At 35.7% G+C, this 26,642-nt stretch carries 28 protein-coding genes; 26 read left to right on the top strand and 2 right to left on the bottom strand.

What is annotated here, in order from left to right; translation table 11 throughout:
* Nucleotides 1–77: 77 nt before the first annotated feature.
* From K7G97_RS17425 to K7G97_RS17415, 3 genes are all read left to right on the top strand, one after another.
* A complete protein-coding gene (locus tag K7G97_RS17425; RefSeq protein WP_223042170.1) occupies nucleotides 78–977 on the top strand; it encodes a hypothetical protein in 900 nt (299 codons plus the stop codon).
* 383 nt (nucleotides 978–1,360) lie between these two features.
* On the top strand, nucleotides 1,361–2,887 hold the full coding sequence (locus K7G97_RS17420) for a primase C-terminal domain-containing protein (protein WP_223042169.1): 1,527 nt from the start codon (nucleotides 1,361–1,363) through the stop codon (nucleotides 2,885–2,887).
* A gap of 209 nt (nucleotides 2,888–3,096) precedes the next feature.
* Entirely contained in the window at nucleotides 3,097–3,627 is a 531-nt protein-coding gene (locus K7G97_RS17415; protein ID WP_223042168.1) for a hypothetical protein, read from the top strand.
* Between the two features lie 60 nt (nucleotides 3,628–3,687).
* Here K7G97_RS17415 and K7G97_RS17410 read toward each other — a convergent pair whose 3' ends face one another.
* Nucleotides 3,688–4,791 (bottom strand): DUF4062 domain-containing protein, encoded by a 1,104-nt coding sequence (locus K7G97_RS17410; RefSeq protein ID WP_223042167.1) that lies wholly within the window; start codon nucleotides 4,789–4,791, stop codon nucleotides 3,688–3,690.
* Between the two features lie 614 nt (nucleotides 4,792–5,405).
* On the opposite strand from K7G97_RS17410, the gene K7G97_RS17405 reads away from it, so the two are divergent.
* From K7G97_RS17405 to K7G97_RS17385, 5 genes are all read left to right on the top strand, one after another.
* Nucleotides 5,406–5,753: a hypothetical protein gene (locus K7G97_RS17405; RefSeq protein ID WP_223042166.1), complete on the top strand. Its 348-nt coding sequence runs from the start codon at nucleotides 5,406–5,408 to the stop codon at nucleotides 5,751–5,753.
* 29 nt (nucleotides 5,754–5,782) lie between these two features.
* Nucleotides 5,783–6,088, top strand: a complete 306-nt coding sequence (locus K7G97_RS17400) for a hypothetical protein (RefSeq protein WP_223042165.1) — start codon at nucleotides 5,783–5,785, stop codon at nucleotides 6,086–6,088.
* 70 nt (nucleotides 6,089–6,158) lie between these two features.
* Nucleotides 6,159–6,554: a hypothetical protein gene (locus K7G97_RS17395; protein ID WP_223042164.1), complete on the top strand. Its 396-nt coding sequence runs from the start codon at nucleotides 6,159–6,161 to the stop codon at nucleotides 6,552–6,554.
* Nucleotides 6,547–6,927 carry a hypothetical protein gene (locus tag K7G97_RS17390; RefSeq protein WP_223042163.1) on the top strand — a complete coding sequence of 127 codons (381 nt, stop codon included), beginning with the start codon at nucleotides 6,547–6,549 and terminating at the stop codon, nucleotides 6,925–6,927. Before K7G97_RS17395 ends, K7G97_RS17390 begins: the two co-directional genes overlap by 8 nt.
* A 472-nt stretch (nucleotides 6,928–7,399) precedes the next feature.
* Nucleotides 7,400–7,717 (top strand): hypothetical protein, encoded by a 318-nt coding sequence (locus K7G97_RS17385; RefSeq protein WP_223042162.1) that lies wholly within the window; start codon nucleotides 7,400–7,402, stop codon nucleotides 7,715–7,717.
* 154 nt (nucleotides 7,718–7,871) lie between these two features.
* On the opposite strand, the gene K7G97_RS17380 is transcribed toward K7G97_RS17385, so the two are convergent.
* Nucleotides 7,872–8,912 carry a DUF4062 domain-containing protein gene (locus K7G97_RS17380; RefSeq protein WP_262415851.1) on the bottom strand — a complete coding sequence of 347 codons (1,041 nt, stop codon included), beginning with the start codon at nucleotides 8,910–8,912 and terminating at the stop codon, nucleotides 7,872–7,874.
* Nucleotides 8,913–9,516: 604 nt separating this feature from the next.
* On the opposite strand from K7G97_RS17380, the gene K7G97_RS17375 reads away from it, so the two are divergent.
* The 18 genes from K7G97_RS17375 to K7G97_RS17290 all read left to right on the top strand — a co-directional run bounded on the left by K7G97_RS17375 (nucleotide 9,517) and on the right by K7G97_RS17290 (nucleotide 26,633).
* Nucleotides 9,517–9,714, top strand: a complete 198-nt coding sequence (locus K7G97_RS17375; protein ID WP_223042161.1) for a hypothetical protein — start codon at nucleotides 9,517–9,519, stop codon at nucleotides 9,712–9,714.
* Nucleotides 9,715–9,866: 152 nt separating this feature from the next.
* Nucleotides 9,867–10,316: a JAB domain-containing protein gene (locus K7G97_RS17370; protein WP_262415850.1), complete on the top strand. Its 450-nt coding sequence runs from the start codon at nucleotides 9,867–9,869 to the stop codon at nucleotides 10,314–10,316.
* Nucleotides 10,317–10,382: 66 nt separating this feature from the next.
* Nucleotides 10,383–10,697, top strand: coding sequence for a hypothetical protein (locus K7G97_RS17365; RefSeq protein WP_223042160.1), 315 nt, complete (start codon nucleotides 10,383–10,385; stop codon nucleotides 10,695–10,697).
* 60 nt (nucleotides 10,698–10,757) lie between these two features.
* On the top strand, nucleotides 10,758–11,327 hold the full coding sequence (locus tag K7G97_RS17360; protein ID WP_223042159.1) for a hypothetical protein: 570 nt from the start codon (nucleotides 10,758–10,760) through the stop codon (nucleotides 11,325–11,327).
* 307 nt (nucleotides 11,328–11,634) lie between these two features.
* Nucleotides 11,635–12,870 (top strand): ParM/StbA family protein, encoded by a 1,236-nt coding sequence (locus K7G97_RS17355; protein WP_223042158.1) that lies wholly within the window; start codon nucleotides 11,635–11,637, stop codon nucleotides 12,868–12,870.
* An 18-nt stretch (nucleotides 12,871–12,888) separates the two neighbouring features.
* Entirely contained in the window at nucleotides 12,889–13,458 is a 570-nt protein-coding gene (locus K7G97_RS17350; RefSeq protein WP_223042157.1) for a hypothetical protein, read from the top strand.
* Between the two features lie 1,048 nt (nucleotides 13,459–14,506).
* Complete coding sequence (locus tag K7G97_RS17345; protein ID WP_223042156.1) at nucleotides 14,507–14,701, top strand: hypothetical protein; 195 nt, start codon at nucleotides 14,507–14,509, stop codon at nucleotides 14,699–14,701.
* A 261-nt stretch (nucleotides 14,702–14,962) separates the two neighbouring features.
* Nucleotides 14,963–15,352 carry a ribbon-helix-helix domain-containing protein gene (locus K7G97_RS17340; RefSeq protein ID WP_158537543.1) on the top strand — a complete coding sequence of 130 codons (390 nt, stop codon included), beginning with the start codon at nucleotides 14,963–14,965 and terminating at the stop codon, nucleotides 15,350–15,352.
* The gene (gene mobP3, locus K7G97_RS17335; protein ID WP_223042155.1) at nucleotides 15,349–17,760 is read left to right on the top strand and encodes a MobP3 family relaxase; all 2,412 of its coding nucleotides are present in this window, start codon (nucleotides 15,349–15,351) and stop codon (nucleotides 17,758–17,760) included. Before K7G97_RS17340 ends, mobP3 begins: the two co-directional genes overlap by 4 nt.
* Nucleotides 17,761–17,768: 8 nt before the next feature.
* Nucleotides 17,769–19,700, top strand: a complete 1,932-nt coding sequence (locus tag K7G97_RS17330; protein ID WP_223042154.1) for a VirD4-like conjugal transfer protein, CD1115 family — start codon at nucleotides 17,769–17,771, stop codon at nucleotides 19,698–19,700.
* Nucleotides 19,672–20,064: a pilin gene (locus tag K7G97_RS17325; RefSeq protein ID WP_223042153.1), complete on the top strand. Its 393-nt coding sequence runs from the start codon at nucleotides 19,672–19,674 to the stop codon at nucleotides 20,062–20,064. Before K7G97_RS17330 ends, K7G97_RS17325 begins: the two co-directional genes overlap by 29 nt.
* A 1-nt stretch (nucleotide 20,065) precedes the next feature.
* On the top strand, nucleotides 20,066–20,938 hold the full coding sequence (locus tag K7G97_RS17320; protein WP_223042152.1) for a conjugal transfer protein TrbL family protein: 873 nt from the start codon (nucleotides 20,066–20,068) through the stop codon (nucleotides 20,936–20,938).
* A gap of 8 nt (nucleotides 20,939–20,946) precedes the next feature.
* Nucleotides 20,947–21,297, top strand: coding sequence for a hypothetical protein (locus K7G97_RS17315; RefSeq protein ID WP_223042151.1), 351 nt, complete (start codon nucleotides 20,947–20,949; stop codon nucleotides 21,295–21,297).
* A 56-nt stretch (nucleotides 21,298–21,353) separates the two neighbouring features.
* A complete protein-coding gene (locus K7G97_RS17310) occupies nucleotides 21,354–21,953 on the top strand; it encodes a hypothetical protein (protein WP_223042150.1) in 600 nt (199 codons plus the stop codon).
* A gap of 2 nt (nucleotides 21,954–21,955) precedes the next feature.
* Nucleotides 21,956–23,800 (top strand): VirB4 family type IV secretion system protein, encoded by a 1,845-nt coding sequence (locus tag K7G97_RS17305; protein WP_223042149.1) that lies wholly within the window; start codon nucleotides 21,956–21,958, stop codon nucleotides 23,798–23,800.
* Between the two features lie 17 nt (nucleotides 23,801–23,817).
* Nucleotides 23,818–23,991, top strand: a complete 174-nt coding sequence (locus K7G97_RS17300) for a hypothetical protein (RefSeq protein WP_156501877.1) — start codon at nucleotides 23,818–23,820, stop codon at nucleotides 23,989–23,991.
* 17 nt (nucleotides 23,992–24,008) lie between these two features.
* Nucleotides 24,009–25,310 (top strand): hypothetical protein, encoded by a 1,302-nt coding sequence (locus K7G97_RS17295; RefSeq protein ID WP_223042197.1) that lies wholly within the window; start codon nucleotides 24,009–24,011, stop codon nucleotides 25,308–25,310.
* 117 nt (nucleotides 25,311–25,427) lie between these two features.
* The gene (locus K7G97_RS17290; RefSeq protein ID WP_223042196.1) at nucleotides 25,428–26,633 is read left to right on the top strand and encodes an SH3 domain-containing protein; all 1,206 of its coding nucleotides are present in this window, start codon (nucleotides 25,428–25,430) and stop codon (nucleotides 26,631–26,633) included.
* The last annotated feature ends 9 nt before the right edge of the window (nucleotides 26,634–26,642 follow it).

The following is a 26,642-nucleotide window of genomic DNA, read 5'->3' as shown; positions in this document are numbered from 1 at the left end:
AGTAAAGGAAATTACTTTTTGTTGTTTAATTCGTTGATTTATGTGATATAATTAATCATAGTAAGAGAGGTGATTGTATGAAACGCTATAACTTTTATGTATCAAAATCTGTTAATAGAGCTTTCCAAGCAAAAAAGTTTGGGCGACAAGGGAGTAAGCAACTTCGTGAAGTTCTTGATAAGGGATTAGATAAGTCTCAACTGATTAGATACATTCGAGATACTAAAATGAGTGATAAAAGCGATATTGAAAAAGAAGTTAAGCTTTTGACTTTAACTGAATTTCAAAGCAAAGAAATTGATGACCTCTGTGATAGCTTGAAGCAGCTAGGGTTTAACGCTAATCGATCTACAATCATTGAATATCTTCTTACTATCTTAGAGCCAAAGGGACAGAAAGAATCAAAAAAACGTATGTATTACGTACCAAAAGATATCTTAGAGTTGTTGGACAGGGCAATTAAGAAGCAGACTACAACGTTAAACTCTAATGGTGCCTTTGTTCGAAGAAAAGACGAGATTATACGGTTCATAGAAGAAGGGCTATATAAACCGATTGAGAGCTTAAGAGAGTATGATCGACATAATCGTTGGTCAGATGAGAAGCATCAATTACAACTAGTTTTAGACGTAGAAACAGACGATTTTATTGGGGAAGAGTCCATTCGTCTGTTTGGGAATGATGAATCCAAAAATCGTATCAAGGTTTTATGTGACGTATTCCGCCAATACATTAACTATACAGAAGAAGATGCAATGAGTAAGGTTAGAGAGGCGAAGTTACTTATGCATAAAGCAATAGAACGTTCTGTAGATCTCGTAGGATGGAATATATCAAAAGAAATTATTACGAAAGTTATAGAAATATACGAATTAGAAGGAGATCAAACTATGTATCCGACTGTGAAAGAAGAATTGATTTATCCGGGACACGAATCAGAAGTGGAATATACAACAGATAAAACTGATGAAAAATAATCTTGTCCTATATAGCTTTTGCGAGTATTGTTAATGTAATGCGAATAATTATGGAATATTTTTTACAAAGAAGGTTATCAAGAAGCATTTACTGATATATAAAATCTTAAATTAAATAAAGGAAAAGGACCTGAATCAAAGATTCAAGTCCTCAGAGAACATGCACATCAAAAAGTCTTTGGCCGGACAAGAGATGCAAGTTCTAATTAACATACTTATGACCTCATATTAGCATGGTTAAACATGTCTGACAAGGTTATAGGTATAAAAAGTGTGACATCTAATACACGGGTGTGCATGTTCTCTGTTGCTTTTTTACTAAAAACAACGGGAGCAGCATACCCTTTTTGTGTGCTCTTCTCATCATTTGGAGGAGAAGTCTGATGTACTCGAGTCTTTCTAAAAGTCCAGTAAGGCAACATTCATATCTAGAACAAGAAGTCATAGAGACTATTTTCGGTCGTGGAATCGGGTTATACGATAACTATGCTAACAATGTACCAAGATCAATCAAACAGAAGTGTGATTTTGAATTGAAGACTCAGGGAAGTGTGCGAGTTGCTTATAGCAAGGAAAGTATTTTTGACCTTTCTTTAGGTGGTCAAGATATTGCACGAAGCATCCAAGGGATCTTGCATTACCATAATAACAGTCATACTGGAGTAACTCACTTTACTCCAAATACATATTATAAGGCAGTAAAACCGTCTGACATAGCAGATGAGAACTTAAGACGAGTTAAAACTTTTGGCTTTGATATCGATCAAAAAACATCGGTACAACAAATCTTGTTCGCTTTTGAAGTAGCAGGGATTCCGTGTAAGCCTACACTAATTTTGAAAACACCAAAAGGAGTTCAATTTTTTGTTGTGTTCGCAGATAATGAAGCATGGTACGGTTCAGCTGCGGCTATTCAATATGCCAAGGCAATTGGAGAAGCGATTCGTTCTTCTTTATATGAACAAGGTTTGCCAATTGACTTGAACAATTCACTCTTTGGCTGGTCACGTTTTCCTAGAGAAGAAACAATTATGTACTTTGAAAAAGAAAATGTTTGGTCTAAAAATGAAGCTACTGAGTGGTTTCTAGAACTAGGTATTAAGCGTGGTAATGCGTCGATAAACGGATCTTGGCTAACTAGCAAAGCAGGTCGTGCACTCTGGAATACGGACGAAAAAGGTACACGCAATATGGCAGCGTTTGAATTAAGTGTTATGGCTAAACGGGATGGATACGAGCTCGAGGATACCCTTGTAATGATGAAAGAGAGAAATGCTGAGTCTAACTACCCTATGGGGAATAGAAGACTCGAAAAAGCCGTAAAAAGTGCATATAAGAAGGATTACTTTGTAAGACCAGATGTAGTTGAAATGATTTGTGGTGTGCGTCCTCAGTTACGTGGTTACTATAAACATAAAAAGTCTAAAGAAGAACGTTCCTATGAAAAAATCGAAGAGCTTGTAGAACGTACTATTGATCACCTTGAAAAAAGGTTGCCCGTTGGGGAGGGGAGTAGTCTGTCTATTAGCGCCTCGCAACTGGCTGAAGAAATGAATCATGAAAAAGCACAAGTCAAAAGTTTGACTCGTGCTTTTAAGAAAGTCTCAAAATCTAAATTTATTATTCGTAAAAGAAGAGATTATAAAGGCAACGTAGTGAAAGGTAGATACGCTGGATTCGTTATTTATCGGACCCAGGACTTTATGCTGGAGATCTCGAAACAGAAGATTCAGCTACCTGGAGAGCTATACAATGCATTAACTGCATTGAAAGAAACAAAAGAATACACTTCGAAATTAATGTGTCAATTGCCAAAACACTTTGGTACCGTATCAGGCTCTTCTGTTTTGACGTTAATTTATACTACCGGATGTTTACCTGGTCCAGGTCTATGGTGGTTAGGTAGATAGGATTTTGTGTTGCTTTATAGAAGTTATGGTGATTGAAATATAAGTAGTAGGTTGTTCTTTTAAACTTATATAAGAACATTCTACTGGATGAAAAGATTACTTATTGTACTAAGTACGCGAGAGAAACACTATTCTAAAAATCAGAGAGAGATAATTAAAATTCAGAATGAAGTGTAATAAACTTAGAAGAATTTAAAATCTCTTCTAGTATGAATTTATACAATAGATTGGAGTGTACAGTTATGTCTTACCCCCCTAAATCATATAAAATCAGACCCTTATATTTGGTACAGTTTCATAGTATCTATGAAGTTTTAAATAAAAATAAACCTTATCTAGTTGACTACTATCTTGATAGGGAGATCGGAAGAGATGGCCGTATACATTTAAGCCGATTCAGCTTTAATGAACTATTTATTGATATGATAAATCAGCTTGAAAATGCTCTTCAAAAAAATGATTATGATGATTTACTTTTAAAGATTGGCATGAATGAAAGAACTAGTAAGTTGAGTAAAATTTATAATAATATGCCTTCAACACCTACTAAGCTAACTCCATGTCAGTTTAGAATTTCGAATGACACCATTCTTCAAGTGAAAGAATTGAAACGAGAAACGTTAGGAGAAGTTGTTGAACAGTCTATTTCGCATTATTTAACTCTACTCACTGAAATTGAATGGCAACTAGTAAATGAAGTATTTAAAAGATTTCTCACATCAGGAAAGTTATTTAATTGAAATGAGAAATTTGTCTTCTCTGAATTAAAAAATAAAATTATAAGAAATAATGAACCAAAGTTACGTTTTAATTATTTCGAATTTTTCTAGAACAAAGACACCATTAATATTTAAAACATAACTATATGGAAAAGCTTCATTGGGTAAAAAATTAGTTGTTATTAAGTTGAAACGACTCAAAGAAGGAATAAGTCCTTGAACAATAGTTTGGTCCAATTCATCATTTTCAGGAGATACCGCTAAGATTCCACTTATCAATTTTTGGCCGACTAAGGGATTCGCAAAAAAATTAAGTTTTGACAAATGACTATTCATCAATCTACTTTTTAATCGGAGTTCATAAGGAAGATTAATGACAATATAATCATGTTTTAAATAATCAACAATTTCCCGCATCGTAAACCCACTAATATTGTTAATAGTAGGGTCAGGGGTTAGAAATACTTCATATATTGTAGAATAGTCGTCTGAATCTTTATTTTTTAAAAAATGGGTTTGGGGAATTTCTTGTTTATTATTAGCTTTAGAAACGTCTGTTAATTTAGGAAGAACACAAATTTCTTTAGTTTCTAAATTTTGCTTAAGTTTTATTATTTCTTCTTTTAAGTCTTGGTTTTCTTTTAAAAGTTTACTGCTAGAGGCTTTTATCCATCCATCTAAACTATGTAATTTTAAAATATAGTTAATAGAATTTACAGTTTGATACTGTAGATCATTAACGTTTACTGGAAAAGAGACTATCTTGTTGTGACCAGATACCTGATCTTTAAATTCACGATATTTTTGAGCATTTTCTGTTTCGTAAACTTTATCGTAATGCTTTCCACCTAAGTCCGAAAGTTTATTTTCTAGCATTTGATCATCTAGAATCAATGTGAAAACTGGGATATTTTTTTCGATAGCATACTCATACTCGATATGAGTGTAGCTTTTTCCTGATTTAGGTTCGATCGTTCCATATCTGCCCCCTAAAATGAGCATGTAAATATCCGATTCATCAATCCATCGCTTAATCACTGTTAATTGATCATCATTACCAGCTTTGAATAATTCCATTCCAGCCGGTATATGATTACTGTTTAAAATTGCTTGTACAGCGTATTGACGTTCATTGATTAAATCACTAAAAGTTGACGAAATAAATACTTGCATTCTCTTTTCCAAAAAATAACCCTCCTTATCTAAATTCATTTATATACATAATAACATTAGTTTAATTGGGCTCATAGAAGGTCCTGTAGCGCATGTGTACATGCTAACAGGACCTAACTACCGCTGACAGCCTACTCCGGCCGATAACGACGGTTCCTAAGCGCCCTGGGCGCTAGGAACCGTACGTTCCTGTCCATCGTTTGACGGCTGCCACGGAGCGTAGGTCAAAATCAAGAGCGTGATGCTAGCACTAGCGTTAACGCTAGTATTAAAAAGAGGAAGTCCGGCCAACGCCGGACGAGAGCATTTTTCCGATTTGCCCCTCGGAGCGTACACTTCACTGACCAGGGCTGGAGATGGAGGACCCGAGCCTCCGCTTCGCTTCTCGGGATCCTCCAGCCCCTAGACCTGGACTCCTCATCAAGGGACGAAAACTTTGTATTATTCTCTGAAAATCGGAGAATAAAAGTTTCCTCAAGAGCTCCCTTGACACGTCGTAGGCAGCGAGTGTCCGCATTCGGTGTCAAATCGGCAAAAGTAAGCCTTATTGAGGCTTTTAGCGCCCCGAGGAGACAAAGGCGGAAAAAACCAAGTTCGAAAACATCAAAAACGAAAAGAGGAAAAGCATGAACCCTAAAAAGCTATCAAAAGATTTACAAAATGAAATCGAAGAAATCTACAACATGACGTTTACTTACGAAAATCTATCTCAGATTCATGTTCGAGAAGTAGACAGAAGTAAGGAGTGTGGAAGTATAAAACTAATGTACTCTAATTCTGAAAATGAGACGGCTTCTACACTAGATTATCAGTACGAAGAAGAAGAAGAGACGTTCGAACGAAGACTAATAGTAAGTTATTTAGAAGGAGACTGGTCCACTTTATTAGATCAAAAGTTAAAAGGGATAGATCCTGAAGACCTTTTAAATGATCTTAAATCTGTATTTGATTTAATGACACTTACACCGTACTAAAATCACTTGTGTAATTGGAGGAAAACAAAATGATGCATGCTACTGTTATCGTAGGAATGAATACTAAAAAAAATAGTAAATCGATTCAAAGAAAGCAATATTTCACACTACCACATCAAAAAGAAATGTTTTTCAATGCCTTGGAAAGCTATGATATTAACGATCAGATGGATCCAATAAATTTAGAAATAAAAAAAGAAGGCGTGTTAATTGAGAAGTGGTCCAATGTGACTGTAGACTATCGAGACTTAGAAAAGCTAAGTAAAGATGTGTACTGTTCTTCTTCGCTTAATGAGATCACTGAACATCTCGAGATGTTTTTAGAAAGCATTTAAATTTTCAAGTAAGTTAATGCTAGCAATATTATTAATGCTAGCATTAACTCGAAATTAAGGAGGGCATTAGATGAGTGATTCAATTAATTTCAAGGTTTTTGTAGGATTAGACATAGATATTAAAATGAGCAAGCTTCAAAGTCATATTCATATAAAATCAAATAAATTTCAGATTTTGCAAGGGCTCCAAGAGATTATTAAGGAAGAGTTAGCAGCTGAAGTAAGCTGTAACGTAAACACTCCAGGTCCAACTATAATGCGTTTCTATGATACCCATAATGAATTAGAGCATTTCACTGATATTTTAGAATCGCCTAGCTCAACAATAGGCAATTTAAATAAGGTGAATCCTGACTTATATCCAGTTCTAAAGCACTTATCAGAGTGTGACGCCATGATTGAGATTGAAGATCCAGATGATCCATATATGGTGACATTAAGTGAACAGGAGACTGAACATGAATAATACAACTTTAATGAATATCATAAACAAATTAAGCACAGAAACGAATAATAGTAGAGAACGTCGGATAAGTGTTTCCGTACAATTAGGTGTCCTTAGAAATGCATTTGGTTTAAAGAACGATGATCACTTAAAAACTAAAAGTGATCATCGTCTTCAACTAGTTTTGACTCAAGAGGAAATTAAAAATGAGGCACTTTGGTATAGTGAAATTTTTCAGCTGCAGCAGAAAAACAATCAACACGAAAAGTTAAGAGAAACGTTTGTAAGTCTTTTAGCAGCAATCGATGCAATTAAGATCTTCGATAAAGATTTAGCACTTAATATTACAAGGGAATTGGACACAATCCTCCGTACTGGGGCAACAGTCAAATAAGCTAAAAGAAGAAAGGAGAAAGTAGCTATTGCTACATTTCTCTTTTTCTTCGAAAGGAAGTAATACTACGTATTACTATTGAATTGATTTTCCGCACGCATCGAGCGTGCATTTTATTTTAGGCTATTCGTTTTCCTGGATGATGTTTAAAAAAACAAAAGCATAGGACCCCTGTTCTTGTCACGTTAGTTCACTATGATTTTTTGGCAAGGGTGAAAAATAAACCCTTCATTCCATGATTTATAAGAACCAAGAAACTCCTCGACCTCATGCGTTGTCAAAAATTCTGATAGCTACGCTAGATTTTTGACTCCTCTGATCCCCGGAGTTTCACTGAACCTAATAAATATTCCAATCAGTTACGCTAAAGCGTATTTTTTTTGCACTTTTCCTTGCCAAAAAATCATCACGTTCACTCAACAGACTTCGAACAGGGGAGATGGTCCTCGAATTTACAAAAGGAGTGAATCGTATGTATTCGTCGTTTGAACATCTAAGAAGTGAAATTTCGCAAAAGCTCATCTATGAATATGGAGGAACGGGTTATCATGTCGATAGAAAAGGCAAAAAAATTTCAGTGAATTTTTTAGGTAATGATTATCTGTTTCATGTGACAGATTTTATTCTAGAATCAGATAGTAAAGTGAATGTCATTGATGACATTTTTAATTGGGAGCTTGAGCGAGTAACAACACATCAATATGAATCAGTAGCAATTGATAATGTTCAAGAACTCCTTATTAATGTTTGGACAAAAGAGAAGAAAATAAGAACTGATTTACTAGCTTAATTGCTAGTAGATCAGTTCTTAGGATAATCTATAATGAACCTACTAGAAATAAGATATGACGTTGGAAAAGAAGAAGTAGTTCAGTTGGTATCTGAACTTTGTGGGGAAACCTTTAAGAGGATACCACTATTTGAAATTTGTGAAGATATTATTTTTATTCATTCAGAGACTTAAGCAGATTCGTTAAAACAAAAATACCATTAGTATTCAAGTGATATGATTCAAATTGATACCCCTTATGTGAAGCCTTAACTTCTACTAAGTTAAAGATTTTTAATACAGGGATTAAATAATCGTGAATATACTGACCTAAATAATCAGTATTCCATACATCTTTGGGTATTCCACCTATCAGTTTTCTATTGACTGGATGAATGGTTAGTAGCTCAAGGGCAGTTGGAAAACGATTCTTAATATGATTGCTTATTAAAAAATCTTCGGACAAATCTCCAGAAAGATGTTCATGTCGTAAATAATCAGCAATAAACTTTAACGAAAAGCCACCAACATTCTCTAAAGTTGGCAATGGGTACTTAACTGTTTCGACTGCTAAAGATTTATCGTTAGTTGATTTATTTTTTAAAGAATTAATTTCTTTGATTAAAGAATTGTTCTTTTCTTTCAGTGCTATATTTTCAGAAATTAACTTACTATCATTAGCTCGCACCCAACCAGTTAATTGTCTAGTTTTTATTATATTATTAATTGAAACAAAAATTTCACTTTGCAAATGATGAATATTTTCAATAAAACTCACAATTCTATTGTCACCAGCTACTTCATCAACAAATGCCTTATGGAGCTTTTTTAATTTTGGCTTAGTTTCAGTCAGATCTTCGTTCTTTAGAGATGGGGAGGTAGAAGAAAGTATTTTTTGAATGGTCATTTCTTCAGTAAGTATTAGTGCAAACATAGGAATACCACTTTCAATAGCCATTTGAAATTCAAGGTGAGTATAGCTAAGGCCTGATTTAGGATCTATAGAACCGTATCTTCCACCTATAATAAGTACATAAATGTCAGATTCATCTATCCACCTTTTTATTACCGTAAGTTGAGTTTCATCACCCGCTTTAAAAAGTTCCATTCCAGCAGGTATATGATCTGCTTTTAGAATTGCTTCAACAGCAGCTTGTCGTTCTTCAATCAAATCTTTGTAAGTAGATGAAATGAAAACTTGCATTTTTTTATCCAAGTATATTACTCCCTTATTCTTTTCTATCCACATAATAACATTCTTTGGGCTCATAGAAGGTCCTGTAGCGCATATACATGCTGACAGGACCTAACTACCGCTGACAGCCTACTCAGGCCGATAACGACGGTTCCTAAGCGCCCTGGGCGCTAGGAACCGTACGTTCCTGTCCATCGTTTGACGGCTGCCACGGAGCGTAGGTCAAAATCAAGAGCGTGATGCTAGCACTAGCGTTAACGCTAGTATTAAAAAGAGGAAGTCCGGCCAACGCCGGACGAGAGCATTTTTCCGATTTGCCCCTCGGAGCGTACACTTCACTGACCAGGGCTGGAGATGGAGGACCCGAGCCTCCGCTTCGCTTCTCGGGATCCTCCAGCCCCTAGACCTGGACTCCTCATCAAGGGACGAAAACTTTGTATTATTCTCTGAAAATCGGAGAATAAAAGTTTCCTCAAGAGCTCCCTTGACACGTCGTAGGCAGCGAGTGTCCGCATTCGGTGTCAAATCGGCAAAAATAAGCCTTATTGAGGCTTTTAGCGCCCCGAGGAGACAAAGACGGAAAAGACCAAGTTCGAAAACATCAAAAACGAAAAGAGGAAAATCAATGAAACCAGTTCAAGAGATTACAGTTTTAGGATTCATCAATTATTGTTTGAAAGCAGATTATGACTCACTAAAACAGTACTTATCGTGTACTCAAGAAATATCTGAAAACGAAGAGGATTTTTTAGACAAAATTGAAAATATGCTTAATTTGATTGCTGAAGCAAAGATGGATGGTACATTTTTCTTTATTGATTAAAGTAAATTAAATGTCTTTATTTAGTTTAAAAATAGTGTAAAATTATACTTTTTGTGTTATAATAGATATAGGAGGTGAGGGAGGGGAAGCTTGTAACACCAAGAGTTTTACCAAATTCGAAGACATAAAAAACGAAAAGAGGAATGCCATTTATGATGCTAGAGTCAGTCGTAGAAGTAGTTAGAATTGTTCAAGAAACCAAAGTTCGAAAAGGACGAATTGCTACTCCTATTAGCAGTCCTAACGACGTCGCTAATTTAGCTTCATTTTATATTGGTGATGAAGATCGGGAAGTTCTATTAGTAATTGGTTTAAGTACCAAAAACAAAATCAATATGGTTAATCGAGCGCATATGGGATCACTCAGTTCTTCGATCGTCACTCCGAGAGAGGTTTTCAAACCTCTCATTCTAAATAACTGTGCTTCATTTGTAATCTGTCATAACCATCCGAGCGCAGATTTGAGACCGAGTCCTGAAGACATCAAGTTAACTCAACGATTTGCTGAAGTTGGGGAATTGATGGGCATTAAATTGCTAGACCATCTGATTGTAAACAATGAGTCGGGATTCCTTTCACTGAAAACTGAAAGATTGTTCTAAAAACATACGGTGAGGAATAAAATCCTCACCGTCCTATTATTGTCAAGACAAGGAGATGATGGAGCGATGAGTAAGTTGACTGTCGATGAATACATGAAGATGCATAATGTAAAAAATCAACATGTGCTAAACGATTTATCTAAGTTAGGAAGCCCATTGATTGAATTGAAAACATATGGTGACTTCTATGATTCTCACGGAGAATCGAAAACAAAAACGGAACGTCTTTTTTACCTAACATGTAAAACTGCGAAAGATATTATTGAAAAGGTTGTAGCTACTATGAGGTCTGATTTAGAGGAGTGGACCTATGATGAAACATGGTTAGTGTATCGAATCGCAAAAGATCAACGGTTATTGGTTTTTGAAAAAATGATATAAGGAGACTTTCCGAGGTAAAGCCTCGGAAAGCTTTTATATTCAAAGGCAGGAGGTTCGTAGATGAAGACTTGTATCTATTGTGGTGGGAAGGTTGAACTGTTATCAGTTAAAATATACAAATGTTCATTTTGTAACGTCAATCTTGGTCCAAATAGTCCATATGGTGAGGTGGGAGAAGATGGTGCTCGACCTCAAATTAGTGGTTTTACATCAGGAATCATTCTGAGAGATGAAGAATACTTGGCAGGCTTATCTATCAATGATCTTTTAAATACAATGACGCTCAGTATGATCTATTCTGTTTTAAAAGAAATGAGGCTTCTTCGTTCTGAATCATATTTACTTCTAAAAAGTGCGAAAGACTTTTTAGAAGTAAATAATGAAAAGCTATCAGAACAACAAAAAGATGATTTCCAGCAATCGATTAATTCGCAGGGAGAAACATATGAATTTTGGACCAGAAAAATGTGGATGGTTGAAAATGTTTGTATCAGAAAGTTTGGATATTGTCCTGCAGCTATTCAAGAAAGGACTCTCGATCAAATGGAACAGACTACAATCAAACTTTCTAGAAGAACAATGAAGATTAGAAGTACTTCTGGTGTTTCACGTGAAACGCTAACTAAATAGATAGAATAAGGAATTGGTATTGTTTTTGGCTTACTTTTGATAAAATAAGAAATGAGGAATTAAAGCTCTTTTCGCTTTAATTTTTTCGAATTTGGTGGAGTGTTCTTGCGGAAACAAGAACACTCTTTTTCATTTAATTAAAATTTAATTATAAACTTAATTTAAACTAAAAATACCATTATTTTTAGTTTAAATTAAATCTAATAAGTGTTATAATTTACTTGTAAAGCAATTAAACTATTTTTTAATTTTTAATTAAACTAAAAAATAGTTTAATTAAAAACCAAATTCGGAAGGGGTCATTAATATGACATACTCACTAATTACAGGATTGGATACTGGTAATACTAGTACTAAGACTAGCTACATTGATTCTAAAACAGGTAATATCGTTTCTTTCCCAATTCCATCGGTAATTGCTCCAGCTCCTTCAAGTGTGATCGAGTTACATACTGAAGCAAGTAACCATAAAATTAATCCAGAAGAAATGCTTCATGTATATATCGAAACAGATTCTTTAGAACAACATTTAAGAAAAAGTTATTTCTATGTGGGGCAATATGCAATCGATAAGGAAGACATGCAGCAACCTCAAATCGATACGGATAAACACAATAGTTCTCTTCATAAGATTGTTTCACTCACATCTCTTGCTGTTGCAGCCTTAAAAGATAGTATTGCAAATGCTGAAGATGAAATTTCGGTTGATATTAATTATTCCGGTGGCTTACCAATTGAAGAACACAAAAAGGTTGGTCAGAAGCCGTTGGAAGAACTAAAAGGAAAACACAAAGTTCAATTTTTAGATGGTCCAGCTAAAGGGAAGACAGTCGTACTGAACATTACAGGTGGAAAGCTTCGTGTTGAAGGAGCGACAAGTGGTGTTTCCTTATCATTTGATATTCAATCAAATGAACTTATTGCTACTAAGGATCAAAATTTATTAACTTCTCCAGAAGCGAACTACATCGTTGCCGATCTCGGGGCTGGTACATTGGATGAAGCTTTATACGAGAATAGCCAGCTTAATAAGGTTGCATCAAGAAACGTTAACCTTGGTACTAACACATACGTCGATCAGTTACTTGATAAAGTATTGGAATTACCTGAGTTTCAACCAATTATTGAATCATTAAAACAAAACAATCAAATTGGTAAGCCTTATCGCACTCGAGAAGAGTTTATGAAGCAAGTAATCTATCCAGGTGTAAAATTAGCTGTTGAAGGAAAGACGCCTAAATTTACTGTCTCATGGGGACGTAAGCGTAATATCGACTTTACGCAGCAAACTCTAGAAGTAATGGAAACATACGCTTCAGAAGTGATGAAAGAAGTAGATTCTTACTGGAGTGTTAAGGGTGTTAATGCAGAACACTTTTATTTAGTCGGTGGTGGCGTTCTCTTCGGTTATGAATTCTTTAAAAACCAGGAAGACATTAAGTTACCTGATGCGTCAATCATTTGGGAGTCACCATTCATTACAAGCCGAGCATATTTAATTGCTAACTACTTTGAACAAAATCTTGCAGGCGCTTTAAATTAACTAGGGGAGTGAGTCGATATGGCAAGATCAAAAAATCATAAGCCTGGTCTTTCGCCAGGAGTAGGTTTGACGTTTACACCTAGTAACGATGCGATGTATACCGAATCGTTTAATGATTACTTGAAAAAACGCAATATTAACCGAAATCAAGCAATTGGAGAGCTTATAACAATAGCTCTCCAAGCGCTTAAAGATTCGTATGATTTACCGGATCCTACTGTTATTCAATACATGGATAATCGTGTTCCAATCTATCCATCTCCGAATCTTAGTGATTTAGCTAATATACAAGTTAAGCCTGTTACTGAGAATAACGTGGACATGCAGCACTCCTCGGTTTTAAAAGAAGATGAATCTTCAATCGATGATCATCCACTTGATAGTAATATTGAGAACAAACGTCAAAAGGTATTGGATTTTATAAATACACCCTCTGATCCGAATGGGAAAGAGCACCCTTTGAATCAATACGATGAACGTTCGAAGTCCGAGCAAGAAAATGAATCATCTAAAACGGAAAAGAAACCAGACGATTCTAGCAAGACGAATATCCATAGTCTTGCTTCTATGTTGAAAGGTATGGAGTAGAGCGTATATAAAGATCATTTTTAGGGCTCATAGAAGTGTCTGTAGCGCATTTCATGCTGACAGACACTAATCTACCGCTGTTGCCTTATTCAAGCCGATAACAACGATCCTTGCGACTGGAGTCGCAGGATTCGTATGTTCCTGTCTTTCATTTTACAGGCAACACGGAGCGTTAATAGAAAGGATGAACTATATGGGTGTTGTGATATACGCAGAATCAAAATTCATAAGTAAAAAGAATACTATAGCAAACAAAATGGATTCTGCTGCTCTCGAAGCAATGTTTAAAAAAATCGAAGAGATAAAGAAAAAAGAACAAAAGAACTCATAAAAAAAGCGCTTAAGGCGTTTTTTTTATGAGTTCTTTTGTTACGAGAAGCATTGAACTATTAATGACACCAGGCAAAGAACTGAAAATGCGACTGTAAAATCAAAATACTACAGTTCTAATAGACTATAAATAGTTTATCTATAAACTATTTATAGTCTATTTTAAATTAAAAAATAATTTAAAATTAAGTTAAAATTACCTATATGGAATAAACAGAATTATTGTAATTTACTTTATATTAGGTAAAAGCTAAATTTTATCGTCAAAACAACCGATTATTATAGTTTATTATTAAATTAATTATAGTTTAAAATGACCGTTTAAAAGATAGGTAAATCGGAAATTTATTCAAGAAATTGTTTAAATAGGGCTTTACAAAATGAAATTAATTACTTAATCTGATAAAGAAGTCATGGGTTTTCCATGTAAATCCATCTAAAGTCATTGTCGAACATCAAATAATAAAAAAATTTACTTTTGGATGGTGATTTAAGGGTGTACGTCTTAGGTTTAATCTTCTATGTACTGTGTGCACTAGTTATTGCCTATTTCTTTGTGAGAGCAACGTATTGGATGATCCAACTCGTTTTCGGAAGATTCTTAGCAACTCTCTGCTCTACTGTCGTAGGAATCTTTTTTGTAATCTCAATCATTGTGTTTACAAACTTTGTCTTAAGTAGTCTCGAATAAATCAATTAAAAGTTAGGTAGTGGGAATATGGGGAATCAACGTTGGACAATTGAAGGATGGGCTCAGAAATTTGGAGTCTCCTTACCAAACGAAAGAGAAATCGGTGAGTTATCTTCTGGAAGAACCGCTGTAGAAAGAGTAGATCTTGAACAAATCTATATACAGAAAAACGTTGCGAAACTAGCTTTAGATCGCTTTGAACAGAGCATCAGAAAAAACTAAAAGCGTAAAAACAAATCGTCCCTAGAAATCAAGTGACGATCCTTTTTTGGACAAAGATCAGTCCAAAAAAATAGGCAGGATAAGAGACGTGTGCCACGTCTTGTTACAGATGCCAGGCAAAGCCTGTCACTGAGCCAATCTAGCGTGTGCTAGATTGTGTGCTAAAAATGAACCAATTTATAAAATCGTGTGCTGTCATTCATTTGAACGTTTTGATAGGACGGTTTTGGAGTGTGACAGATGAAGAAAGGAGGTGATACAGTGAATAAAAGAGTACATATTTATCTTCCTGAAAACGTGGTGGAAGAGATTGATAACTTATCTGAAGAGTTTGGTATTAATCGATCAAACCTGATTGAAAAAGCGTGTCTACAATACATTGAAAACGAAACGAAAGAGTCAGTAAAAGACTCCATCGTAGCAGACTTAACGAAGGCCCTCGATAATGCACTGGATCCTAAAATTGAACGACTAGCCAAATTATTGTCTAAAGGAGCAATCTTCTCAGGGGTAGCCCAAAATCTTCTAATCGAGTATTTAGACGAGGCTACTACATTTGATGTTCTAAGCTCATACACCAAAGCTCGAGTAAAAGCTGTAGATGATCTAAAAAAACCATTTGAGACAGTGATGGGAGGCGGTCTTAAATGAATTCTCCTTTGATAGTGAAGATGCGCTTTAAAACTCCTACAGCAACGAATCAGAAGTTGAATCGTAATTATGCGACGTACATTGCAACTCGACCAGGAACAGTCATGAATAATTCAAAAAGCGTATTAGATGAGTTTTCACCTGAAACGGCTGCAGGACATGTCAAATATGCATCTGAAAGACCTGGATCACATGGACTTTTTGGAAAAAGTCAGGATGAAATTATTTCACTTACTACCATTCAAAATGAATTATCAAAGCATAAGGGGATTGTTTGGCAGTACATAATTTCATTGAGGGGGGATGATGCAGCCAACCTTGGATTCGAAAAAAAAGGAGATTGGGAAAGATTCATGCGTGCTACAACCGATCAAGTCTTTAAAGAGATGGGCATCAATAGTAGCAACGGAAAATGGGTAGCAGCTTACCATGAAGAATTAGGACATCCTCATGTCCATCTAATGATGTGGGAGAAAAAACCTCAAAAAGAAGAAGGAAAACTAGATTGTAAAGAAATGAGAAATGTACGAAATATTTTTCTGAAGCATATTGCTAAAGAGGAGCGACAACAGCTAAATATTTTAAAAACAATAAGCAGAGACAACATTGGTGAAGTTGCAAAACAGCTTTTAGATAAGAGTGTTCTAAGTCTTGTCGGAAAAGAGAGTGACATTCCAAATGAAATTAAGCTGGATCCTAAACAACTAAAGGCAGTGTATGCAGAGTTTAATCAACTTGCAGAGATGATCCCTACTAAAGGACGACTTGCATACGGATATATGCCTGAAGAGGTTAAAACAGAATTGAATAATTTCTCGAAGTGGATACTAAACCAACCACAGTTTAAATCTGAAATGGCTAATTATCTTGAAGCCGTTCAAAAATTAGCAAAGTTTCATTTGAAAGACGAACAAAAAATTGAGGACTCTACAAATAATGCGCTCAAGGATTTAGAAAAGAGACTATCAAATCAAATTTTAAAATCGGTTGATTTATATCGGAAATCAAATCGAGTAGAGGTAAAGCAAAAAAACGTTCTAGATTTTAAACAGGCACTTTTGAATTCTAAAGCTCCTATTAAGTCTTTGGAGAAACAAGTAACTGAAGTTACGAAAAGTCTTTTACTAGATAAGGGCTTGAATAAGAACGAAATGGTTAAGGTGTTTGAAGAATTGAGAGAAAACGCCGGGATGGAAATAACGCTTAAGGAGTTTCTAGACAGTAATAAAGTAGAGGTAACCAATGTTGAGTCTAAAGTAAGTGACTTAGCAATGTATTCACCTTTTCTGAAAGCTAAATTTAATCTCGATACACCTTCAACAAACTTAAGTAAGAAATTAAGCATGAACAAAATGGAGTGGGAAATGCTAAAACGATCCTTGGATTTAAAAAGTGAACCACCATTTGAAGTTGTACGGAAATTAGAATTACTAGTTGAAAAGAAGGAGCTTACTCAAGCACTTTCAAATATGACTTTGTCTGAACATGACATGAGAAATACGGTGTTCAAACAATTGATTATTATGAAAGAGGCTAATATAGATCCGATTAAGCAACTATCCGTATTAAAAAATTGCTTAGAGAAAAATAATATACCGTTTGAATCACAATCTAACTGGATTGAAAAACAATTTAGTAAAGTAGCGACTCAAAAGTTCATGGCCGGACAAAATGTCTGGACTAAGCTCACAAATGAATCTGGATTAAACATGAAATATCCATTCTCAAACACATATGAGTTTAGCCCAAACAGGGAGAGCGCAATTAAAGTCCTTCGGGAAGTAGAGATGAAGATTGATAAGAGTAACATTGAATCATTATCTCCAAGCCACATCAAGTCACTTCAAAAGCTCATTGATCTGTCAAAAGTGCCGTTAGAAAATCCAGACTTGAAGCAACTCCTGGAACGAAAAGGACAGAAAAACCAAACAATCATCAATTTAAATGCTCTTAACGCTAAATGGGAGCTAAAAAACACTGAGCGTATCACTTTAAACAGAGCAGCTACAATACTCATATCAAGCGGGATGGATGAAAAACAAGTTACTGAAGTATTGAGTACATGGAATGAAAATACACAAAGCCAGATTCCTGAAAAGAATATTGAGGATGTAGTAAAGGCTGTAAATAGTAGAAATATAGAGATGGAGAGATACGGAGGGAATGTATCGCTCTCTAAACAAGAATACAGATACATGATCTCAGATTTAAAGCTAAGTGGTCTAAAGGATGTTTATAACTATCCAAAAGAAAATGTACAAATAAGTGTAATTACTGACTTATGGAAAGGCGCATTTAAAGGGCTTCGAAATGAAATCAATCAATCTGAATACGAAGCGCAGAGAAGACTTCGTAAAAGATTGATGAAAGAAAAGAATAACGAGAGAAAGAACTCACGAGAAAGGTAAGGTGATCCATGTTAAAAGTAAAAATATTAGTAGTGCTAGCAATAGCAATAGCAGACTTGATGTTTGTTCCATCTCTTTTACGTATTCCAGAGTACATTGAGACTAATCCTGTTGAGACTATGAAAAAATGGGCTTCCTCAGTTGATCTTGTAGAATCATGGTTCTTGATGCTTGATTCTGAGACAACGCTGAGATTGTTTATGTATGTTCAGGCTCCAATTTTATTATTTACACTTTCTCTATTTTTAATGGGACCAATAAAAATCAAGAACGAGAAACTGAGAGGTTTAGGCGGACCTGAAGCGACTGGTAAAGGACAGTTTGGAACTGCACGATTTTCTACTAATAAAGAAATGCAGTCATCTAATGGAACGTGGATCATGACGAATGGTACTCGTCCGAATTCAGGTGGAGTAGTTCTAGGGATGGATTCCAAAACTCAAAGAGCCTATTACGTTCATGATGCATCACATACTTTGCTTTTAGGGTCTACCCGTTCAGGTAAATCTCGAAAGTCGTTAATGCCTTCGATTTATTTAACAGGTAAAGCTGGAGAAAGTATGGTCATAACAGATCCAAAAGGTGAGTTGTTTAACCTCACAAGTGGTTACTTGAAAAGCGAAGGTTACAAGGTAATAAAAATCGATTTAAGAGATCCGGGCAAAAAAAGTAATACATGGAATCCTATGCAGACGGTCGTAGAAGCCTTGAATGACCCTGAATTATCTAAGCAAGATCAATTAGCTTTAGCTACGGAGCGCGCACGAGATTTAGCCTACATGATCGTATTTCAAAAAGAACGGAAAGGTGATCCGATTTGGGCAAACGGTGAGCTATCAGTAACTACAGCATTAATCATGTATATCGCAATTGAAGAGACAAACCCAGCAAAGCAGAACTTAATCTCAGTATTTAGATTACTTCGTGATTTCGGGCAACCAATTGTCGATCCAGATACTTCTGAAGAATACATTCCTCTTAACAATCTCATGATGGAACTCAATCATGAACATCCTGCGAGGGATGCCTTTACAGTTGCAGCCTTAGCACCTTCTAGACAACGAGGGAGCTTCTTCAGTGGTGCAGCATCCAATTTACTATTATTCTCGGATCCTAACATTGCCTTGATGACGGAAGAAAATGATCATCGTCTTGAAGATATAGGAACAGTAAAATCCGTTGTTTTCTTAGTCATTCCTGATGAAACAACTTCAAGACATCTATTAGCAAGTCTCTACATTGATCAACTCTACTCAAAATTAGTAAAAGAAGCGAACTACTTTGATGGAAGATTACCCGTTCAAGTGAATTTTTTCTTAGACGAGTTCGGGAATATGCCTCAGATTTCAAAGTTTGATACAAAAATTACTGTAGCAGCTGGTCGTGGTATGAGGTTCACTTTAGCTTTACAAGACTTGAACCAATTGAAAACAACTTATGGTGATGCTGCGAAAACGATTACGGGAAACTGCTTAGTTTGGATTTTCCTAAGAACCACTGATATTGATACAGCTAAAGCCATCTCAGAAAAAACTGGTAAATATACCATTTCAACAAATAGCGTTTCTAACAACTATAAAAATTTAGAGGCGAGTGGAACGACGAGCACTAGTTTAACAAGTCGCTCTCTACTTTTACCAGATGAAATTGAACGGTGGCCAAGTGGGATGACACTTATATTGAGATCAGGGCAATTCCCTTCTAAATTGACTGCTCCTGATATATCAGAATGGTCAGCAATGAATGAATTTAATAAGCACAAACCAGTGCTCATTGAAAGGAGGAATGCCGAAAAACTGCCTCAAGTTATTGAGGTAGTAGAAAAGAAACTGGAAAGCAAAACAGAAAGTGTAAAGAAAGAAAAATCAGCATTAGAACAAATTCGAGAACTAGAAGGAGGAAATGAATTAGATGAATTTCAAGAAGAACAAGCAAAGTAATGTGATGGGGAACAAAATCAAAAAGAACCTGAATGCACTAGTTACTTTATCAATTGCCATGATGGTTTTAGTCCTTACAAGTCCTTTAGCAGAAGCAGCTGAAAAAAAAGGCGCAACTTCAGGCACACCTTCCTTATTCTCAGACACTAAGACACTTTTAGGTGATGCAGGTGGATGGATTACAGCAATTGCTGGAGCGGTAGCAGGCTTTATCATGATTGGACTAGGACTAAAGTATGCAATGACTGATGATCCAGGTTCACGAAATGAAATTAAAAAACAAATGAAGAATGTATTCATCGGGCTTGCAATTTGTCTATCAGCTGTATCACTAATTGCGATTATCGTAACGTACTACACTTAAGATGGGCGGTTTCCTTTCGAAAGCAATCAACACGCTCTTTGAAGACTGGATTGATGGAGCTATTAACTTTATTTTAGTTTTACTCGCTCAGATAGGTGGATCTGGAATAAAAATTTTAGAGATGGATATCGTCGTGGATGCGATTATATACGCTCAAGGAATCGGAATTACTCTTCTATCAGTAGTTGTAGCAAAAGAGATGTTATTTCGTTACATCCTTCAAGAGTCCGGTGATGAAGTTGCTGATCCGGCAAAAATACTCATTCGAGTTGTGAAATCTGTAGCTGTAATCATTAGTGTTCCTTGGATAGTGACCACTATCTATAAGTTTGGAACTACTTTAGCAATAGATGTAGCCAAACTAGAAGGTGGCGGTTTCGGTAGCCCAGCAGGTAAAGGATCACTTAAGGATATGCTCAAAGCATTCGCAGCTCTGGAATTCTTACCTTTATTTATTTTAGTAATGGTAATATCCATTGTAATTTTAATGTTCATCATCGTTATTCAAGCGTCTATACGAGCAGCAGAATTAGCATTTTTAGCTGTAGTTGGCTGCTTCATGGCAGTATCTTTAATGAACCCTAATAGTGAGATGTATTCCTCATGGTGGAGACAATTGCTAGCAATATCGCTAGCGCAAGCTTCACAACTATTGCTAATAAAAATAGGTTTCGAGTCCTTGCAGACTATGTTTAAAGGCCCGGAAGAAGCACTGTTAGGATTCTGTTTGTTCTTTGGTGTACTGATTGTAGCTGTTAAAGTACCAACGATTCTCAAAGAACATATTCACTCTACAGGTACAGGGAAGATGGGATCAAATAGTGGTCAACAAATTAGTATGATGGCAGTTTCAAGAATGGCAATGAAAAAATGAGGTGAATCATGAATTTCGATTTAGAGAAAATGATGAGCCAACAAGCTGAAACGAAATATATCATCCCCAAAAATATTAAAGCTAGGTTTGAAATTTTCGGTATAGGATTGCGAGAAATTATCGCAATCCTGATTGCCGGAATAGTGGGCCTAATTATTGTTTCAATGGTAGATCTAATCATTGATGTAAAAGGATTGGTGAAAGCTTTAGTCGTTATAGTCTTTGGTGGCGTTTCGTTCTTACTTGTTGTCGAAGATCCAAGAGAAGGTGTATCGGTCATAAAATTTGTTCAGTACTATAAAGACTTTCTAAAAAGACCTAGAAGGTATCTATATTCGAAAATTGATAGAGGTGAATAGACATCATTACATTCAAAAGAAAAAAAGTAACGACTGAAGAAAAAAATAAGATTGAAATGAACAGTAATAAACAAAATGCTCAAAATTGGTTCAATATTTCGGATGTGAATGACAGATTGATTTTTAGGAAAGATCAAAAGGTAATCTCTCTTATTAGGGTCGGAACAGTAAATATGTCGCTTTTATCTAAGAACGAGAAAGATATGAGGATTCGTCAACTTTTTGAAGTTATGAATGGGATTGATACAAGGTATAAAATCTTTTCAATCGCAAGACCTGTAGATTTGGACGGTTTTATCGAACAACTCAAAGTAAAACAATCCCAAGAACCAGTTGGTATGAAGAAAAGACTGTTAGGTAATGCAATGTCACATGCAGCAATCATGGCTTCTGGTGGTGAGGCAGTTGAACAACAATTTTATCTATTACTTGAAGGCGATGTTTCATCAAATCCAGAGTATGAGAAAAATACACTAATTAGAAGAACCACAGAAATTGCTGCTAATTTAACCTCAGCTGGATTAGGTGGACACTTATGTACTAATCAAGAAATACGGGATCTTTTATTCATTTTTTCGAATCCCCAACAGGCAGCATATGAAAGAGCACCGCAAGATAATGGGCCATATTTTACTAATTATGTGGAGGGTAAGTGAAGATGGCAAAAAAAGTAGAACAAACATCTCCGTTGATTGAACAAATTTCTCCAATGATAATTGAATTTAAACCAAAAAAAGTAATTTGGGGAGATCGCGTAGCACGTACTTATGTAATCACTCAGTATCCTAACCAGGTGTCTGCTGCATGGTTATCTCGAGTAGCGAATATGGATGGTGTGGCAGTATCGATTCAAATTGATCCTACAGATCCTTTTGAACTTGTAAAAGAAATTAGACGGTCTAGTGGTGAGTTGTCATCTCGACTAATGGAAATCAAAAATCCATTTGAACAACAACGAACAGAAGACCAATTGAAAGATGTTCAACAATTATTAAAAGATATCGATAGAGATCAACAAAGCGTCTTGAATCTAACGACTCTTCTGCTAGTAGGCGCAGAGAATGATGAATCTCTAGAAGCTCGGTGTAGACGAGTGGAAGCAGAGTTAGCTGCAGGCGGGCTTAGAGCACGAACGCCGATTTTAAGACAAGAAGATTGCTTAAAAGGACTTACTCCTTGGGAGATGGTACCAAAAAATATTACTGCAATTGGACAACGAAATATGACCGCCAAAACGGCTGCTGCAAGTTATCCCTTTGTATTTTCTGGATTGAACGACGGTAAAGGGATTTTATTAGGTACAGATACAGCTGGAGGGATTGTACTAACAGATTTTTGGGTTCGACAGTCAGATAGAACGAATAGCAACATTACAGTTATCGGAAAGCCTGGTGTAGGTAAGTCAACCTTAGTAAAGAAAATATTAGCTAATGAATGGGCTCAGGGATCTAAAGTGATCGTAATCGATCCTGAAAATGAATACGGAGATCTATGTAAGAATCTTGGAGGGCAGTATATTGATGCTGCAGGAGATCCAAAAGGTCGCATTAATCCATTGCAAGTCAGAGCAGTACCAGCTGATGATGACGAAGAAAGTGATCCACTGTTTGAAACTGAAGTAGATGATGGGAAAGCTAAACGTGGACCTCTAGCGCAACATTTTCAGGTTCTCCGATCATTCTTCAGAATGTACTTAAAAGACATGACGGTTTTAGAAGAAGTTCTACTAGAAAGAGCTCTGGAAGTTCTTTATAAGAGCAAGGGTATCTCTTGGACGACCGAACCTACATCGTTATCAAATGAAGAATGGCCGACTCTAGAAGAGTTATACGAACTAATTTTAGAAGCTTCTAAAACGAGTTCTGAAAATGGATCGTCCAGCGATGAATCAGAAAAAGAATGGAAAACTTTAGCGATGCGATTGCGATCAAGTGCAATCGGTGCAGATTCATTTTTGTGGAATGGAGCAACGACAATTAAAGCTGAAAGTGACTTCATTGTTCTCAATATAAATAAACTACTTGAAGCAGATGAACGAACTATGAGAGCTCAGTTTTATAACATCTTAGGATGGGTTTGGGACGAAGTGAGCAGAGATAAAGATGAACGAGTATTTATTGCTGTTGATGAAACATACCTGTTAGCTGATCCAGATCATCCGCAGCCACTTCAATTTTTACGTAACACTTCAAAACGTATTCGTAAACGTGAAGGTGGATTAATGTCAATTTTTCATAACCTAGTAGATATGTTAGATCCTTCAGTTCAAAGATATGGCCAAGCGTTAATTGATAACCCGGTCTATAAATTCATTATGGGTCAAGGGGATAAGGATATCGAAGCGTTACAAAAGCTCATGTCGCTCTCTGAAAGAGAGGTACAGACATTAGCAGATGGTAGACGTGGAGAAGCACTATTTGTTGCAGGAAGTAAAAGATTGCATTTGAAAATAGACGTCACTCAAGAAGAACTTGAGTTATTTGGGGCTGGAGGTGGACGTTAAATAAGGGGATGACCAAGATGATGAAGTCAAAGGAGCAAGACTATAACTGCTGTATCAAGTTTACGTTAGATCAAAAAGTTGAACTTGAAAGTATCGCTAAAGATTACGGGTTATCAATCACTCAAATCATTAAAGTGATCACTTTAAAAAAATTAAAAGAGTATAAAGAAGCACCTAATCAATTTATCTGATCGAAAGGGGGAGCAATATGTACGGAATAATTTCTAGTCCAGGAAATCATCATTTATTTAAATCTGTAGCTAATGAAGAATTGGTTTTTGAGGCTATAGATCAATTTGGCGATACCGAGTTTTTGAATGCGTGTATAAAAGTCTCGAGAGTGACACTAAATTACGTTTTAGTTGATCTTACTTGTGCTTCTGAAGATGCTCTTGTAAAAGGAATAATCAATATTGTACTAAATAAGCCAACCACTCGAATCATTCTAGCAGGATTTGATCTACAGGTAGGAGATAGAACGCTAGTTTCACTTATAAATTCTGGTGTTTATGATATTGTCTCCCTTCAAGATCCTACAGGTGAAGACTATCAAGAAATATACGAAATGAATCAGCAGAAGTTAACTGCAGCCATAGAAGAAAAAAAGACATTAGCTGATTCAATTAGATGGAAAAGTAGTATGGAACGATCTGAAATACTTGTAAATCATGAAGAGGATAAAGTATCAGATGGTGAGATCAGAGTTAAGGAAAAAGTTGTTATAAAAGAGATTGTGAAAACTAAAGTGATTAGCGTAGAAGCTAATAGCTGGTTTGTAGTTAATCTTACTAGAAGAGCTGGATCTAGCTTAGTTACTCAAGCGTTAGCTAAGTACTTAGCAGATGTAAATTTCGATATACGAGTTACTGAATCTCCTTTCAATAAGCCAACTTTTTTGTATTCTACAGGCGAGCACCAAGCTATTCCGAGTTCCATAATTGATGGTGAAGAGAATGTTTACTATCAACCTTTCAAATATAAAAATATCAAATGGGACCTTAAAACAACGTATAAGGAAATTTCTTATGAAGATATAGACTTTTTAAAACTACTTATCACTGTCAAAGAAGGACTTAATTTGATAGACATCGGTGATAGCTATTTCGAAAGACCACAGATTATGCAGAATATCAGAAAGCTAATCGTAGTTTTAGAACCAGAAATTAATGGACTTTGGGAATGTAGAGAACGAAAAAAACAAATCGATCTATTAAATAAAAAAGGTGTAGAAATCATCTATGTGATAAATAAATCGCACGACTTAATTTCTGATGAATTTGCAATTAACAATGGATTCGAGAATTATCTATTTTTACCAACCTTGAATTCAGAGATTATTTATAAAAGATCGATTAAGAACCAACTTCTTCTGAATAAAACCGATGATATAGACGAAGCATTTATCCAAGGGTTAAGTAAGCTTTCAAAACTAATGAACATTCCTGTTTATCACAATGAGAGAGAACCAAGAAAAAGAAGAAAAATAAGATTACCTTTCTTCAAAAACTGATTGACCTCATTGTTAAGTAAAGGAATTTACTTAATTTAGTTTAATTGTTATCCTATATATAGGAAGAAAAGCGGATAAGATGCATTTAAATGCCTACATCATAGGGAGGGGATTTTTATGAAGAAGAGTTTATCAGCAGTGATCGCAACTACAGTAATTTTATCTGGAGTACCTAGTCTTAGTATTCTTGAGAATGCTCCAGGGCAAGTTAACAAGGTTGAAGCAGCATCGTTTAAACAGTTTAAGGGAACTTCAACCGTCGATTTAAATGTACGTAGTGGTCCAAGTACGAAATATAAAACAGTAGGTCTTTTGAAAAAGAATACGATTGTCGCTGTGATTGGAAGTAGTAATGGTTGGTATAAAGTTTCTTATAAAGGTAAACCTGCATACGTATCAGCCAAGTACATTAAAAAGAATGCTTCAGGGAGTACGTTTAAGCAGTTCTCGGTCATTACGACTGAATTACTAAATGTACGTCAATCAAGATCGGGATCTTCTAAAAAATTAGGTCAGCTTGCAAAAGGGACTAAGGTGACGGTAATCGGATCAAAGTCAGGTTGGTATACGATTAAGTTGAAGGGTAAAACGGGCTACATCTCTTCAAAATATACGAAGAAGGTCTCTACAACTCCTAAGATTCAATATTACGCTTCAGTTATTTCGACTAAAGCATATGTACGTACGGGTGCATCGAATACGCACAAGTCAGTAGGAACATTAAAAAAAGGAACAAAAGTAAGTGTCTATGGTAACAGTAATGGATTCTCAAAAATCATGTTCCAAAAATCGTATCGTTATATCAAGGCAACAGATCTTAAAAAAATAGTTACCCCGAACGACTCACTAAAGAAACCGAGTAATGTATCTGGTTATGAACTACAGACAGGTAGTTATGCTCTTGGTCTTAAGTTTGATGCAATTGATAAAGTAAAAGTCTCAAATTCTTTTTCGTACGCTACAAAGGTGAAAGAAACAAAAGCGATTGCTGATTCAATCGGTGCTAAATCAAGAGGTACTGTAATTAACTTGGTCAATACGATAGAAGGATTTGAATCACTAGATGATGTAAACATCGCCTACGAATTTGCTTATGGATCCAAGAAATTTAAGATGTATTATTCCAGTGGTCGTGACTTACGAATCAAAGAAAGTAAATACATCATGAAGATGATGCTCAAGCCGTATTTACCTAAAGGATATGAATCGGTAGTAAACAAATATTTTGATGGTCAATACTATGGCGTAAATGGATACGGTCCTTACGAAGTGGATGGATATACTGTCACATTCAATGCTGGTAGCATACGATTTGAAAAATAAAATCAACGG

The sequence above is a fragment of the Exiguobacterium acetylicum genome, from assembly GCF_019890935.1.
Lineage (GTDB): Bacteria > Bacillota > Bacilli > Exiguobacteriales > Exiguobacteriaceae > Exiguobacterium_A > Exiguobacterium_A abrahamii.
This window is presented reverse-complemented; position numbering and strand designations above follow the sequence as displayed.